This window comes from Sinorhizobium sp. P24N7 (genome assembly GCF_042436655.1).
Taxonomy (GTDB): Bacteria; Pseudomonadota; Alphaproteobacteria; order Rhizobiales; family Rhizobiaceae; genus Sinorhizobium; species Sinorhizobium meliloti_A.
The window spans coordinates 20,839-37,503 of record NZ_JBHMIW010000002.1; the positions used below are offsets into that span (position 1 = coordinate 20,839).

The window sequence follows — 16,665 nt, forward strand, 5'->3', positions numbered from 1 at the left end:
CTGAATGACGGGCCGGAAACTCGCTCTGAGGCTCTTTCTGCGTAGTTGGCATGACTTTTGAAGCTCCTTTGTCGCGAGGCGATAGGAGCTGGCAACCGTTATTCATGTCATAGGTGACATCACTATCGCTGGAACGAATGGAAAGAAGGCCCGTGTCAGGTCTGCGTCAGATACTCGCATTCGCGCGATGTTTTCGCCGTCACGCAGAGTTTGTATTTCAGCCTTCTTGGGGCCGGGCGTCTTGGTGCGCTCGTATAAGAACATGAATCGCTTCCGTATGGATCTGCGCGGCGGCGCTTTTCGCAACGTTCTCGCTTTCACTGTTCGCCACTGGAGCACGCAGCCGGCCCGGCTCGCGATCATCATCACCGCTGTGCTCACCTGCACGCTGGCTGACGTGCTGGCACCGCTCTATTCAGGCCGGCTGGTGGACGCCGTCGCGAAGGGAGCCGCAACGGAGGCCATAGCGTGGGATGCAGCGCTCGCGGCCTTCTCTATGCTGATTGCCCTCGCGCTCGGCGCCATCGTCATGCGTCACGTTGCTTTCTTTCGCATCACCGATCTAACGCTGAAGATGATGTCCGACATCTCGATCGATGCGTTTCATCGCGTCCAACGCTTTTCGACGGATTGGCATGCAAAAGGCTTTTCTGGTTCGACGGTGCGCATGATCACGCGCGGCGCGCGGGCGCTCGATATCTTGAACGACACGATTCTCATCGCGTTGCTTTCCTCGCTCAGCATGCTAATCGGCTCGGCCGTGCTGCTCGGCCGGTACTGGCCGATAACGGGCCTGATCATTGCCTGCGGCTCCTTTGTATACGTGGCCCTGACGATCACGCTGTCGCTCGGCTATGTTGCGCCCTTGGCGAGCCTTGCTAACAGCTGGGATACCCGGCTTGGCGGCGTACTCGCGGACGCGATTAGCTGCAACGCGGTGGTTAAAGGCTTCGGAGCCGAGCAACGGGAAGACGAGCGCCTCGCGAAGGTCATTGCCAAATGGCGGCGCCGGATGCACCAGACCTGGACGCGGGGTACGATCAACGGCACAACGCAAAGCATAACTCTGCTCGCGCTCAGGGCGGCAGTCATCGGCTATGCGCTGCTTCTATGGTCACGCGGTCAGGCAACCCCCGGCGATGTCGCCTTCGTGCTCACCTCGTTCTCCATGCTGCAAGGCTATCTGCGCGACGTCGCCATGCACGTCCGCAACCTGCAGCGCTCGATCAATGATATGGAGGAGCTGGTCGATCTCCAGAGCCAGCCGCTCGGCATCGCTGATCGCCCGGATGCCAAGCCGATCCGGATCACGAAGGGCCGCATCGATTTCGAGAACGTTCATTTCCACTATGGCAGCCATGGGCTGCCGCTCTACAAAGACTTTTCGGTGTCGATTAGGGCCGGCGAACAGGTTGGTCTGGTCGGTCCGTCCGGCTCAGGCAAGACCACCTTTGTGAAGCTCATCCAGCGGCTTTACGAGCTGACCGGCGGCCGAATCCTGATCGATGGCCAAGACATTTCGAAGGTGACGCAGGCTTCGCTGCGTTCGCAAATCGCGATCGTGCAGCAGGAGCCCCTCCTTTTCCATCGGTCTCTGGCCGAGAACATCGCCTATGGCCGTCCCGGCGCCGGCCAGGCTGAGATCGAACAAGCGGCGCGGCTCGCCAGCGCGCACGAGTTCATCGCCCGCCTGCCGGAGGGTTACAGCACTCTGGTCGGCGAACGCGGCGTGAAGCTTTCCGGCGGCGAGCGCCAGCGGGTGGCGATCGCGCGCGCCTTCCTGACAAATGCACCGATCCTAATCCTCGACGAGGCGACATCAAGCCTAGACTCGGAATCCGAGGCGCTGATCCAGAAGGCGATGGAACGGCTCATGGTCGGACGCACCACGCTGATCATCGCGCACCGACTCTCGACGGTGCGCGGGCTAGACCGGCTGCTCGTCTTCGAACGCGGCCGCATCATCGAGGAGGGCGATCATGCCGCGCTGATCCGTCTCGACGGCGGCATCTACCGCCGCCTATTTGAGCGGCAGGCACTGGATTTAATCAACTGATTAGCGGACGCCCACCATCGCGAGTTCCAACGCGCCTCCATGGATCGGTTCAGCCGCTTTGCCGCCTTCTCCGCAACAACGACTGGCAGTCGAAGGCCTCATGGACGATCTATAGAGAAGAAAATCGAAGGGGTCAGCGCTTTTGTCAATCCGCAGGTGGCTGAGTTGAGCGGTTGTTATTGCGTCACTGCCAACGAAATAGCGCGTGAGCATCACACGAAAGCCTCGGCCTTGGCATCAGTCCACAGCCGGCACAACCATACGCCCTTCCGGCGGTACGCCCGTCGCTTCGACCACGAGACACACGTTAGGTCCGGTTTTTCGGACGGCTGCCCTACGCGACATCATTTGGAGGCGGAACAACGAGTCGGGGTTTGAGGCAAAATTCACCATGACAGGGATTGGTAAAGGTCTGCACCGTCGGCCGCCCCGTTTTGCTCTCATTCGCCTCACCATGATGGGGCATGGATAAATCTGGAATCGGCTTTCTCGCGCTCATAGGCATTCTCATTGTCATCTTGATGAGTATTCTTGCGATCAAACCAGCGGATGAGGCGCCACCCCCGTACCGCCAATCATGCCGGCCAGCCACTAAGGCTATCTCGATCGGCATCGCGACCCATGTGGGCTAGGCAAAAATCCAGCAAGACCTGAAATAATCTCGAACAGTTGCGGAACGCTTCGCGCACGGAACGCGGTCGAAATAGCTCAAATGAATGAGGAACAAACGTTCTCTTAGTACAGAGAAAACGGCGCACTTCTCCCCGTGCGCCGAGTGAACTTTCGGCAGTGGTCCGGCGAGTGTCCCTCAGTTGAGGTCCGCAACCGTGCTTGGCCAACCTATAGCGCTCTCGGCTTGATCGACCATGGACACACGGGCTGTCCTGCACTTGGGCAGGATCTCACGTAGGCGACCGCGCAAGTTGTGAAGCGCTCAAGGCGCGCGCTCTTCGTCTGCACTGCTGCTCGCACGGGAAAGTCTCCCCTCGCCCTCGGCGAAGTACAGGCACACGCGATCGTGGCATCAGGGTATTCGAGCGGCCCCATAACCGACCAGGAACCGGCCGTGCGGTCAATCTGGACCGAACGCATACAGCTGGAATCGAAATGGCCCGAATCGCCGGCTCGACGTGCGCTGGAAAGGGCATGCCTGCCCTACCGCGTGTTCGATAGGGATCAGCGCGTGACCTGTGCAGCCATCACCGACAACCAACGGCCTTCCGATGTGTTGGCCCACCTCAATGAGCGGCAGCAGCAGGCGTCATCGAAGGTCAGGGACCGATAGCGAGACGAACGGCTATACGCCGCGGGGTCGCAGGCCGGGCAACGTCAACGCTGGAAGGAAGGATAACGACGTGAAGCGTGGCTGAGTCTTCGGAGTCGTCATGTCCTATTTGATCCTACTTGGAATTCTTCGGTTACGTCGGCAAGGCTCCCTCTGCCCGGGATTTCGTCTTCTATGGCCTGCCGGCCCGCGTCACACAAGCATGGGTCGGGACCGTCCCTGCCGCACGCGAGTGCGCGATGCGCAAAGGTCGTCCATGGCCGGTCTGAATATGACAGCATTGTGTATGTTTTCGCCTATTGCCCCGGTCGATCTTGCGGATTTCCGCACACGATTGTGTTGCGCTCCGGCGCTCGAAGAAAAATGCCTCACTCTTTCAGAGCGTTAATCGATCCGCCGTCGGTTGGCATGCCATTTGCTCGATATCTCTACAAGGCAGCCGGGTGCTGTCGTTCTTCGGAAAAGTGGCCTGGGAGGCCCGGCCCGTCGCCGGACTAGGCCCGCGTGGAGGATATCATGATCGCACAACATTCCGCGGAGGTCCGCGGCAAGACACCGCTCTATCGGCATCTCTATGTCCAGGTCCTCGCGGCGATCGCCGCAGGCATCCTGCTCGGGCATTTCTATCCGGATGTCGGCACCGAACTCAAACCGCTGGGCGATGCCTTCATCAAGCTCGTCAAGATGATCATCGCGCCGGTCATCTTCCTGACGGTCGCGACCGGTATTGCCGGCATGACCGATCTTGCCAAGGTCGGGCGCGTCGCCGGCAAGGCGATGATCTACTTCCTGACCTTCTCGACGCTCGCGCTCGTCGTCGGTCTGATCGTCGCGAATGTGGTGCAGCCTGGTTCCGGCATGCATATCGATCCGGCCTCGCTCGATATGAAGGCGGTCTCCACCTATACCGAAAAGGCGCATGAACAGTCGGTCACCGGCTTTCTCATGAACATCATTCCGACGACGTTGGTCAGTGCTTTCGCCGAGGGCGACATCCTGCAGGTGCTGTTCATCTCGGTCCTCTTCGGCATCGCGCTTGCCATGGTCGGCGAAAAAGGCCAGCCGGTGGTCGATTTCCTGCATGCGTTGACGCTGCCGATTTTCCGCCTGGTGGCGATCCTGATGAAGGCCGCTCCGATCGGCGCCTTCGGCGCGATGGCCTTCACCATCGGCAAGTACGGCGTGGCGTCGATCGCCAATCTCGCGATGCTGATCGGCACCTTCTATCTCACGTCGTTCCTCTTCGTCTTCATCGTGCTTGGTGCGGTCGCGCGCTACAACGGCTTCTCGATCGTCGCGCTCATCCGCTACATCAAGGAAGAGCTGCTGCTCGTGCTCGGCACGTCCTCTTCGGAAGCGGCGCTGCCGGGCCTGATGAACAAGATGGAGAAGGCAGGCTGCAAGCGCTCGGTCGTCGGCCTCGTCATCCCGACCGGCTATTCCTTCAACCTCGACGGCACCAACATCTACATGACGCTTGCCGCGCTCTTTATCGCGCAGGCGACCGATATCCCGCTGTCGCTTGGTGACCAGATCCTGCTCCTGCTTGTCGCAATGCTGAGCTCGAAGGGCGCTGCCGGCATCACCGGCGCGGGCTTCATCACCCTTGCCGCAACGCTCTCGGTCGTCCCCTCGGTACCGGTCGCCGGCATGGCGCTGATCCTCGGCATCGACCGCTTCATGTCGGAATGCCGCGCGCTCACCAATATTATCGGTAATGCGGCTGCGACGCTGGTCGTGGCGAGGTGGGAAGGAGAGCTCGACCGGGCGCAGCTCTCCGCGGCACTTGCGGGTGAAGTGCCGGTCGTAACCGTCCCGTCGGCCGTCCAGCCCGCCGAAACGCACGGTAAGTGCGGTTTGGCGCGGTCTGGTTTTCCAGATTGCGCCCTTTTTTGCCTGCGCCGCCTTGACGGCAATGCGCCTCGCGGACTCGTCCGCCCGAGCTAGTTCGGAAAGGCTAAGGGCCAAACTCCTCCGCCCGACGTAAAATCAGAATTTGCTGAAATGAGGTGGGACTCACTATGCCAAAGTGTAGCCTATGCGCCCTGATCGCCCTCGCCCTCCTATTTTGCGACGTCGCCTATTCGAAGGATGGCACCATCCAGATTCCCGGCCACAAGTTCCGGACTGCGGTGAATTGTGTACGCCAGGCGCCGATTGGCAAGTTCGATCGCAAGTGCGACATTCCGATTGTCGGCTGGCGTGGCGCCGATGGCCTTTGGCTACCGAGTGTCGCCCAAGGTGCGCCCGGGGGGTTCGGCCTCTAGTCAAAAGTGTCGTCGATTGCTTCGGCAAGCGGCTGGCGGCGGCACTTCGACCAGAGATCGATCAGATTATCCGACACCTACTTGTCGGTTTGTTGAGTCCGCGACACGATGCTGTTCGATTCCTACGCCTTTGATAACATGTAGAGAATTGCTCCTGTTCCTTCCCCCGCGTAGTTGGCACGACTTTTGAAACTCCCTTGCCGCGAGGCGGCAGGAGCTGCCAACCGATTTTCATGTCGTGGATGACAACATCAATAAACATTCCATTTCGGAAGCATCTCGGACGGACGCAGTGCAAACACGCTACTTGGGTTTTGAACGCGGTTGCGACGCTTACCGGCGCTCTTCCTCGGCTCCACATGCCGACAAACTGCCACCACGAAGCTCAACGCCAGACGACGATCGCCGCGAACTATTCCGCGATCGATCCGGACTTCAGCTCGTCTGGCGTCCTAAGCGCGGTCGCCGACGCCGCGACCGCCCTCCCCGTCACATGCACCAACGGGACGACCAACGACATTGGCTTGGCCCTGACACCTCCACAGTCGAATGCTCGCCTTTCCAGAATGCGGGTCCCACTCCGGTTCGGGGTACACTTCGGTGTCGCGGCGGTCCTGGATCGATGCTCCCTATCCTACGATGTTTTCTGCCTCGCGCCGGCTCAGGCCAGGCCCCCAGATGGACACCCACACCGATATCATAACCGCACCCTGACCTGGTGATTGTCTCGCCTACGAGGAAAACTCATGCTCAACGAAGGCCGGACTGTGAAGTCCGAATTTGTCGGAAGTCAGCTCATCGATGTAGTTACGGCTATCGATGAAATTGCGGCGTCGTGTCCGGACAGGATAGCGATTAAACATGGCGCGGAAGAACTCACATATGGTGAGCTGCAACTGCTGTCGGACAGAATTGCGAGCACGCTGCGAGAGCGCGGCGCAGAGGGTAAAATCGTGGGGTATTTCGGTGACCGAAACCCCCATTGGGCAGCCACGGTAATTGCAATATTGAAAAGCGGCTCAACATATCTGCCGCTCGATCCATCTTTGCCGGCCTCCCGCGTTTCTTTCATGATCGAGCAGAGTGGATGCACTCTGATTATCGGCCCGGAAAGACCGGAGGAGCTTGACCTCTTTCAGGAAAACAGCACCGGTCGACAATTCTTGACGGTGCAGACGGCGCTACGCGGTGGCCGTGCCTCTCCTGGAATGCCAGCTGCGGCTGAGGGCCATCTCGCTTACATTCTGTTTACGTCCGGTTCGACGGGGAGACCGAAGGGGGTGATGGTCAAGCGCGCAGGCCTGAACAACCACTTGAGGGCCAAGATAGATGCGCTCGAGCTAAGTCAGAAGGACTGTGTCGCACAAACTGCCTCGCATAGCTTTGACATCTCGCTGTGGCAGCTTCTGGCCGGGTTATGTGTCGGCAGTTGCGTCGCGATCATAGATGATTCGACAGTAAGATCACCGATGGCCCTTCTTGAGGCACTGCAGGCAAATCGCGTCACAATTGCCCAATTCGTTCCATCGGTGCTCGCCGTCTTCGTTGAGTATCTCCAGACACTCTCAGTCAAGAAGCGGCTTCTTCGTGCGTTGCGCATCGTCTCCACGGTCGGCGAGCCGCTGACGCCTGCCTTGGCGCACGGGTGGCTGACACTTCATCCTCGAGTCCCAATTCTCAATCACTACGGACCGACCGAATGTGCGGATGGGGTTACACACCATTTGATATCTCTCCCGCCCAGCACAGCTGACACCTATTTGCCCATTGGCAAACCTATTGCCAATCTTAGGGTTTATGTCGCCAATGGATCGCGTCTGTGCAAGACGGGAGAAATTGGCGAGATCTGTGTTAGCGGCGTCGGTGTCGCTGATGGATACATCAACGATGGCGTGCGCACCAAAGACGTCTTTTTGTCGAACCCGTTCTCGGACGATCCATCCTATCGGCAGCTCTACAAAACCGGCGATCTCGGACGCATCAGGGCAGATGGCCTGCTGGAATGTCTTGGCAGACGAGATCGTCAGATCAAGATCCGGGGGCACCGGATCGAACTTGGAGAAATCGAATCTCGCCTCTGCGCTCATCCTTTGGTAAGTGCCGCCGTTGCTATCGCACCCGTCCACGAGAGCGTGAAGCTCACGGCTCGGGAAATAACCAACACCGACCGAGAAACTGGGCCAAGACGAATACTGGCCTATGTGTCGGCTCCTGCCGAACTTTCAGAGGCTGAACTCCGGAGCTTTGCTGCCGAAACGCTTCCCGGCTACATGCTTCCGGAGCGGATCATTCGTGTCGAGCGAATGCCGATCACCCGAAACGGGAAGATAGATCTCGCGTTACTGCCAGATCCGACAACGGTTCGCCCGGAGCAGCTGGGTCCGCTCGAGCAACCAAAGACGGAGCTTGAAAGCACACTACGAGATATTTGGTCCAGCGTTCTTCGGATCGAAGGCATCGGCGTCAATGACCAATTCATGGATCTCGGGGGCGACTCGCTCCGCGCGGTACTTATATTGGCTCAGATTCAGAGACAGCTCGGAGCAAATGCGGATTTCAGGGTTGTCCTGAATGGGACCATCAGTTCGCTCGCATCGTCGATATCAAGACAATCCGAGGCGACACAGAACGTGCTTCCTGCTTGTGGGAAGCTCAGACGAGCGCCCCTGACGCGAGTGCAAGAACATCTTTGGTTTCTCTGGCAGCTCGATCCGACCGCAAAAAATTACATTATTCAGGGTGGTGTGCGTATCCGAGGTGCTATCGACCTTACTGCATTCAATAAAACCTGGAACGATGTTGTTCAGGCGCATGACGCGCTTTCGGCACATTTCATCGAGGAAGATGGGCCGGTTCAGATTTTTGATGATCCGCAGAGCTCCGATATAGAGTTGGTGGACGCCACTCACCTGCCTCAAGAAGAGGCTGAGGAGCTTTTGGCGGAGTTGCGGCGGGCGGAGCTCAACAATCCCTTTGATCTCAGCCAGGGCCATTTGTTTCGTGCGCGCCTGATCCGTCTTGCCGCCGACGACCATCTCATGCTCATAACCGCGCACGAAATCATCATCGATGCATGGTCAATCTCTGTCCTGCTCAGAGATTTACAAACGAGATACTCCAATGCCGCTGCAGTCTCTCCAGCAAATCGCCCTTCACTGTCGACCTATGCAGTCTGGGAAAGTGTACATGTTACACCGGAGTCGCTGAGTGATCAGCGGCGCTATTGGCGCCGTCAGCTAGGCGACAATCCTCCCGCACTTTCGCTCGGGAATGATCGACTGCGGTCGAACGTAGGCTCCTACCGCGGGAACTCGCATGCGATTCTCCTTGGCGGCGAACTGTCTGATCAGGTGCGAGATTTTGCGCGCCGGCACAGGTGCACGACGTCCACAATCCTATTGGCATGCTTTAAGCTGCTGTTGCGGATGTATAGCGGCCAAGACGATGTGATCGTTGGCATACCGCACGTGGTGCGCAGCCAGCCCGGCACCGAGGAGATCGTGGGATTTTTCCTCAACATGCTGCCAATTCGAACCACGATCGACGTCAATAAGTCCTTCGCGGCTCACGTAACTCACGTGCAGGACCTCATAAGCGATGCGATCGCGAACTCGGCGTATCCATTTAGCTGGATGGTCAGGGACACCCGACTCCACCGCGAACCCGGTCGATCGCCGATCTTCCAAGTCATGTTCAACATGTACTCCGAGCCCGCGGAACCACCTGCCAAACGCGATTTGGAACTGACATTTCGCGAATACGACACGGGTTATGTGAAATTCGACCTTACGCTCTACGCACAAGACGAAGGCGATGCAATCGCATTGCAACTGGCTTATGCGGAAGACGTATTTTCGAGCGATGTCATCGCTCGAATGGCCGATAATCTTCGCCATCTCATTGCTGCCTGCGTTGAGAGATCGGCCGAGCCGATTGTAGCCCTGAGCAGCCTCAGCCCGTCGGACGTGGCCATTCTAAGCTCGCTCAAGGGCGATGAACGGTCATATGAAAACGAGCCTGCACTCGTGGAAGCGTTCGATCAGGTGAGCGCTTCAAATATCGATCGGGTGGCTTATTTCGGCGAGTTCGGAGCAATCACGTTTGGCCAACTGCGCGAACGCATGGCTGCGATCCAGTCCGTTCTGCGAAGGTGCGGTGTAGGGCCGGGTGATATCGTTGCGATGCTGGTCGACAGGTCGCCGGATGTAGCGGCCACGACTTTGGCAATCCGGGATTTGCGGGCAACTGCCGTGCCTATATCGCCAGATTACCCGGAGGAACGTGTCGGCCATATCGTGAGGGACAGTGGCGCGAAGCTGCTTGTTCACGCCAGCGAGGAGGAAGAGGTCGATTTCGGTGTGCCGTGCGTTAATCTGTCTACCCTGGAGGCTAGATACGCCCCCGGGCCGCTCACGCACCGAACTGTCGAATTGGCCGACGAGGGCGCCGCCAGCCTGATATACACCTCATCGTCGACGGGTAAGGCGAAGGGCGTTCTCACACCGGAATCCGCAATACTTAATCGACTGAACTGGATGTGGCGATGCTTTCCCTTTGATCGCTTCGACGTGATGGCTGTACAGAAGTCTGCGACATTTGTTGCTGCGGCATGGGAGTATTTTGGAGGGCTCCTGAAGGGGATGCCCACGCTGATCCTGACCGATGAGCAGTTGCACGACCCCAACCTCTTGTTGAGGGCGTTGGCACGGCATCACGTCACGCGGTTGTTTGCTTCCCCGCCCATTCTGTCCGGTTTAATTGCCGCTCAAAAGCGCCTGCAGAAAGTGACCAACCTGCGCCTGGTTACAAGCAGCGCTGAACCGATGCCGCCTTCGCTTCCTTTTCGTTGGCGAGAGTGTTTTCCAGATGTGCCGCTATGGAATTTTTATGGCACGACAGAGTGCGCGTCTAATGCAGCGGTGTACCGAACACAGGACGCCGACAATGGCTCTTCGGCTGTGCCCGTCGGGCGCCCGATCGATAATGTGAGAATGTACGTCCTTGACGCACAGTTGAAGCGGGTTCCCGTCGGAGTCACAGGTGAACTCTGTGTGGCAGGACGCTGCGTGAGTACGGGCTATTGGAAGGATCCAGAGCAAACACAACACTGTTTCGTTCCAAATCCGTACAATGACGGTCAATACAGCGTCCTCTACCGTAGTGGTGATATCGCCCGCATCTCGGCCAAAGGTCTTCTGGAGATTTGCGGTCGAGCCGACAATCAAGTCCAGCTTCGGGGGTTCCGAATTGAGCTTGAGGAAATTGAGACGGCGCTCGTATCTCATCCTGGCATCGCGCAGGCCGCCGTATTCGTAAAGGGCGAGGATGATGATCGGCGACTGGTTGCCCTTGTGGTCCCAGCTGACGACGGCCTGACCTCGGGAGACATTGTGAGCCACCTGCGGCAGACACTGCCATCTTACATGATCCCATCGGATGTACAGATGGTGCACTGTATGCCGCTCACCGCGAACGGCAAGATAGATCGGGCTCGCCTCCCTTCCGTCTCATCCTCTGCAATGCAAAAGACCAAGTCCGCCGAGCCACGGACGGAGAGGGAGCGACTCCTCGCCGATATCTGGCAAGAGCTGTTGGGCGCTAAATCCATTGGCATCGACGATAGCTTCTTTGATGTCGGTGGAAATTCGCTTCTGAGTGTGCGGTGCGTTACACTGGCGCGTAAAGCGGGACTGAGCTTAACAGTCAGCCAACTGCACCAGACACCAACCATCCGGGAACTGGCGACGTACCAAACGTCGGCCGCGACAACTGCTTTAGCGGCTTCCGACGGACCGCTGCCAGTGACCCCTGCGGTCTCACATTGGAATAGTTGTGTCGGAATCGGCGAGCACTACAACATTGTTGATCTCTTCTTCATGCCCGCCGGCGTCTTGAATGTCTCCATTCTTGAACGTGCACTTGTGCATGTTATCGGCCGTGAGGAAGCACTGAGGCTCCGAATCGCTGAAACGGAGAGCGGCCTATCTCAGATCATCGGATCGATACCAGATCCCATCGTAGAAGAAGTCAACCTCGTGGGAATGGCCACAGCGCAACAACTCTCGGCTATCGAGCAAGCCTGCGCGGAGCGTCAGCGCACATTTCGATTTGACGGTCGGACACCTCTTATCAGAGTCTCAGCCTTCCGGACATCAGGGAGCGGCGATTACTATTTGCTTGTTCTGCTGCACCACTTTGTAGCAGACGGGGTTGGATACAGACTATTCCTGAATGCACTCGAGGCAGCTTATGATTCGTTTGCTGCCGGCCGGACTGCTGCAGATGCAGAGACGACGACCCTGTCTCAATGGCTGCAGCGATTGGATAGTTACGCGAATGGCGAAGCGGTAACCGAGCTCGAGCATTGGGAGGGCCTACGGTACGACCTGTTTGACATAGGTGTGAGCGACTCTGGGACGAATGCGGCGGGGTTTTCAGCCGAAACTGCGAGGTGGCTCCACTATGTGGGCTCTGAGGAACATATCGATGAAGAATTCTGCAGGCCACTTTGGAAAGATCAGGCTACCTATCATCTAAGGTTCAGCGAGGAGACAACGGGGAAGCTTCTCAAGGTTGCGGCGGCGTCTGCGCAATGCGAGGATTTTGATCTAGTGCTTGCGGCTATTTCGGGGGCATTTGGCCGCGCTTTCGGAAATTACTCCCTCTGGATCGACAGCCTCACTTCGACCAGGGGACAGCTATTCGACGACATCGACCCGTCTCAGATCATCGGCTACGTCGGTGAACTGGTGCCGCTTCCGTTATCCCTTACCGGAACGGAGTCTCATCCAGACCGCGCCCGCTCCATATATCAGCAGCGCAGCTCGTTGCCTCGCCGGGGCATAGGTTTCCGAGCTTTGAAGTTCTTGAACCGGAATCCCGCTGTGCGGGAGCGGATCGATCGCCTGCCGTTACCCCGCATCGGATTGAACTATCGAGCTAGACTCCAACGTCATTATCCGCGCCGTCTGTTATCCAGAGAGCCACACCCATTGTGGATCGGCGAAGATATGGATCAGTCGGTTATGAACTATCTCTTCTGGTTTCGCGTCGGATACCAATCGGGCGAACTAAAAATTGAAGTGAGATACGATCCACGACAAGTTGGCTACGAAACGACGCGCAACCTCTGCACGATCTTGCGCGAGGAACTCATACAGACCGTCGATGCATTTCGGGAATTTGGTCAACCGGGCAATGACTGATGAGGCCGTCGGAGCGACCGATAAAGGGTGAAGACGAGCGCATGGCTTCACCGGCAGGGCATATCAGTTTGTCGGATGGCAAGGTTTCCCGCCTCATCATACGGCTCGCCATTCCCTCGATTGTCGGTTTGTCGCTCAATGCACTTCAGCAGTTCGTGAATGCAATCTTTGTTGGAACGCTCGGCGCGCAGGCTATCGCCGCCGTCAGCATAACTTTGCCCATCATACTCCTACTCACCTCGGTTGGGCAGGGCATTGGCGTCAGCACAGCATCTTTCGTGTCGCGCAATCTTGGCGCTGGCAACTCGCTAGAGGCGAGTCGAGGCGCAAGTTCGGCACTCGCTCTCGCGGCTCCGATCGGAGTCGCCCTTACTGTCGCTCTGAGTCTGAGTTTGCGCGATGTTCTCGCTTTGCTCGGCGCCAGTCCGACAATGATGCCAGCCGCGCTCGACTACGCATCGATGCTCCTATTCGGGTACACTCTCATGCTGTTGAACATGGTCAACGGATTCATCGTGAGGGCCGAGGGTAATACACGATATAGCATGTGGACCATGATTACGTCTTTTGCGCTGAATGCCCTGCTTGATCCCATTCTAATGTTTTCGCTGGATCTCGGAATTCGCGGCGCCGCGCTCGCTACACTGTTGTCTCAGATCGCTGCCACTAGCCTATACGTCTTATATTTTGTGAAACAATGTGGAATTGTCCGTGTCCGACCTTCCTACATCAGTTTGAAAGGCGGCCGCGTAAAGCAGATCGCCGCCATTGGAGCTCCCGCAACCATCACCGGTATTTTGTCTGCTGTTGCGTCCTTGCTCTTGAACAGGGCTGCCGCACCATTCGGCGACCATTCCGTTGCCGCTGTGGGTATAGCCGTACGGTTGTTAACAATCGGGACTCTCCCGATTATGGGCCTATGCATAGGCTCTCAGGCGGTTCTCGGTTTCAGCTGGGGAGCACAGGATTTCGCTCGGGTACAGAAGGCCGCGAAATTCATGCTATCCGTAGCCGTTGGATTTTCAGCTACCTTTTCTGCTGTGGTCGTGACTTTTGCCCGGCCGATCGTCCGGCTTTTGAGCGATAGCGAGGATGTGGCCGAAATCGCTGTCTCGACCTGCATCATGTTTCATCTCTTTTTCGGACTCTTTGGTGTTCAGTACGTTGTAATAACCATGCTTCAGTCGTTCGGGAAAGCACGTCTGAGTGCGGTCGTTTCCTTCGCGAGGCAAGGATATCTCTTCGTACCAGCCATACTACTGTTGCCGGATATTTGGGGCTTCAACGGAGTATTGATCAGCCAGGCAGCTGCTGAGCTGGTGGCAGGGCTGCTGGCTGTATTTGTAATACTCAGGCAGTTCGGCGATCTCAAAGGTAGGCTCCCTTCCCGGCCAACGAGCGGTGAAGGCTGAGAGCTGATGCGATCGTGGCGATCATTTCGGACCTGATTGGGATGTAGATGACCAGCCGGACCCAATGAGGAGGTCACGCCTATCTTAGCCCTCAACGCTGAATCCGGTTCAATGGCATCGGCAGGGATGCGCCGTCGGCCGCAAGCGCGATTTGGCGTGAGGTCCCCCAACAGTACTTTGTGCTAGAGCGCGAGGAAGTCTCAGGTGATAGCAACGCTGCTTCCATCGAATGTTGCCGTGCACACTTGTCGAGCAAGTGAGGGCAGCGGAGTCCAAGTGATGGCCGAAGAAGAGAGTGCAATCGCCACCGCAGTCAAAAGCAGAAGGCGTGAATTCTCGATCGGGCGGGCCTGTGCTAGAGCGGCATTGTCCAAGCTTGGCTTTGCTCCGTGCGCGATCCCAAGTGGGCCTCACCGGGAACCGCTTTGGCCGTCTGGCATCGTTGGCAGCATAACTCATTGCGGTGGGTTCTATGCCGCGGCTGTGGCCTCGCAGAAAGACTACGTTGCGCTTGGAATCGATGCAGAAGTCGACGAGGAGCTGCCCTCAGGCGTGTTGTCGCTCGTTTCGGTTGACGAGGAGCGAAATTGGATCGCCAACGCATCCGGACGCCTCAATTGGGGACGGCTGCTCTTCAGTGCTAAAGAGAGCATCTTCAAGGCGTGGTTTCCGCTCACACGTGAATGGTTGGGCTTCGAGGATGCTGTGGTCACTATCATCCCGGACAACGGCTCATTTGTTGCTCAGCTTCCGCACACACTCGTGCCGGCGAACGCTTGTCCGCGGGAACTCCGCGGCCGATTCCTTATTGCAAACGGACTTATACTGACTGCAGTTTTCCTTGCGGCGCCGTGATCAAAGGTTGATCATTTTTGCGCTGGAACCGGGCGGCAGGGGGCGTTGAGTCCGGATATTAACCTACAGCTTTCAGCGACCTCGCATATGCCGTCATTATGGGCGAATGCTGGTAATGCCTTGCCCTCCACTCCTCATTGTTTGCGCTCGGACTAGATTCTCCACTTGCCTTCGAGAGGTGGAGAGCGCCGGAACGAGGCAACGCGGCTACTGCTCAGCCGTCTAAAAGTCCGGGTGGCGATCCATCGTCGAGTGTGTCATATCGAGCCCGCAAGTTGAAAAACAATGTCGACCACAGGTCGCTTACGCAGGAATGATCGATGAGAGTATTGATTGCGGGGGCAGGAATAGCTGGACTTTCGGCGGCACGAGCATTGGAAATGAAAGGCGTCGAGTGCCAGGTCGTCGAACGGCGAGAACGGCCGCCGACCGAGGGCGCAGGAATCTTCCTTCTGGGAAACGCCGCAAGAGCGCTCGGCGACCTGGGGCTGCTGGACGAAGTCAGGTCCGTCGCCTATCCAATAGCCTCTCAACGAATCCTTTCGCCTTCGGGTTCAGTTCTGAACGACGTCAGGACCGCAAACGTCTGGAAGGATTGCGGGCCCTGTCTCGCCCTATCGCGCCAATCTCTGGCAGGCATCCTCGAGATGTCGCTGAATCCTGGCACCGTGAACTATGGCTTGGAGGCGGTTTCGACGGTGTCCCGGGGTGATAAGCGCATAGTTCGCTTCTCCGACGCTCGAGAAAGAGAATACGATCTCGTGGTCGGCGCGGCAGGCGTCAATTCGCCGCTACGAAGCGCAGTGTTCGGTCCGAATGCCGCTCGCCAGATCGACATCTCCTGCTGGCGTCTGGTCGTCCGCAACAACGGCGAAATCGATGGCTGGACGGCGATGATCGGGAAAGGCCGCACCCTGCTCGGCATTCCGATCAGTGAAAGGGAAACGTACATATACGCCGACTGTCGCTCGAGCGAATTCGACGACGGCTCCGTCGATGTTCTGAAGCGGCTATTCGGCGACTTCGCTGGGCCGCTAGGCCCGATTGTGGCGGCTCTAGATCCGGACACCGCGGTCCATCGAGCCGTTTTGCAGGAAGTTCCCGCAAGACGGTGGGTAGCGGATCGTTGTGTCTTGATCGGTGACGCAGCGCACGCCTCATCGCCGAGCATGGCCCAGGGCGCCGGCATGGCAATCGAGGACGCGGTCGTTCTTGCAGAGCTTGTCACCAAGGGCGGGTCGATCGAAGGTATCCTTCAACGGTTCCACGAGGCCCGCATTGGCCGGGTCGCATGGGTACAGAAGAAGTCACGCGCACGCGACAAGCTCAGAACGGGTTCGAGTACGATACGAAACGCTGTCCTGCGGCTGTTCGGCGACTCGCTGTACCGGCGCACTTACGAACCCCTCACACACCCGCTCTTGTCCTGATACAGCAAGGCCCGCCTAAGGTCAGTCGCTGGAGAAAACCAGGCTCACGACATCTAAAGGATGAGGTCGTGGCAGCGAAATCGCGATATAACGTTACCGACGCGCCCTGCGCCACCCGGCCGCGCGTGCCTCCTCGGGACGCTGTCCATGACCGA

General features: G+C 57.8%; 7 protein-coding genes and 1 pseudogene. All 8 read left to right on the forward strand.

All coding sequences use genetic code 11. The features are described 5' to 3' along the window. Nucleotides 1–262: 262 nt before the first annotated feature. The 8 genes and pseudogenes from ACFHWW_RS03005 to ACFHWW_RS03040 all read left to right on the forward strand — a co-directional run bounded on the left by ACFHWW_RS03005 (nucleotide 263) and on the right by ACFHWW_RS03040 (nucleotide 16,510). Entirely contained in the window at nucleotides 263–2,056 is a 1,794-nt protein-coding gene (locus ACFHWW_RS03005; protein ID WP_379937262.1) for an ABC transporter ATP-binding protein, read from the forward strand. A 1,121-nt stretch (nucleotides 2,057–3,177) separates the two neighbouring features. Next, a pseudogene (locus ACFHWW_RS03010) lies at nucleotides 3,178–3,426 on the forward strand (ISNCY family transposase); the annotation flags it as partial. Nucleotides 3,427–3,857: 431 nt separating this feature from the next. Then, nucleotides 3,858–5,288 (forward strand): dicarboxylate/amino acid:cation symporter, encoded by a 1,431-nt coding sequence (locus ACFHWW_RS03015; RefSeq protein ID WP_379937263.1) that lies wholly within the window; start codon nucleotides 3,858–3,860, stop codon nucleotides 5,286–5,288. Nucleotides 5,289–5,362: 74 nt separating this feature from the next. Further along, nucleotides 5,363–5,608: a hypothetical protein gene (locus ACFHWW_RS03020; RefSeq protein ID WP_379937264.1), complete on the forward strand. Its 246-nt coding sequence runs from the start codon at nucleotides 5,363–5,365 to the stop codon at nucleotides 5,606–5,608. Nucleotides 5,609–6,354: 746 nt separating this feature from the next. Then, nucleotides 6,355–12,813 carry an amino acid adenylation domain-containing protein gene (locus ACFHWW_RS03025; RefSeq protein WP_379937265.1) on the forward strand — a complete coding sequence of 2,153 codons (6,459 nt, stop codon included), beginning with the start codon at nucleotides 6,355–6,357 and terminating at the stop codon, nucleotides 12,811–12,813. Nucleotides 12,814–12,854: 41 nt separating this feature from the next. Next, nucleotides 12,855–14,225, forward strand: coding sequence for an MATE family efflux transporter (locus ACFHWW_RS03030; RefSeq protein ID WP_379937267.1), 1,371 nt, complete (start codon nucleotides 12,855–12,857; stop codon nucleotides 14,223–14,225). Between the two features lie 279 nt (nucleotides 14,226–14,504). Further along, on the forward strand, nucleotides 14,505–15,080 hold the full coding sequence (locus ACFHWW_RS03035; RefSeq protein WP_379937268.1) for a 4'-phosphopantetheinyl transferase: 576 nt from the start codon (nucleotides 14,505–14,507) through the stop codon (nucleotides 15,078–15,080). A gap of 320 nt (nucleotides 15,081–15,400) precedes the next feature. Beyond that, nucleotides 15,401–16,510: an FAD-dependent monooxygenase gene (locus ACFHWW_RS03040; RefSeq protein WP_379937269.1), complete on the forward strand. Its 1,110-nt coding sequence runs from the start codon at nucleotides 15,401–15,403 to the stop codon at nucleotides 16,508–16,510. Nucleotides 16,511–16,665 lie beyond the last annotated feature (155 nt).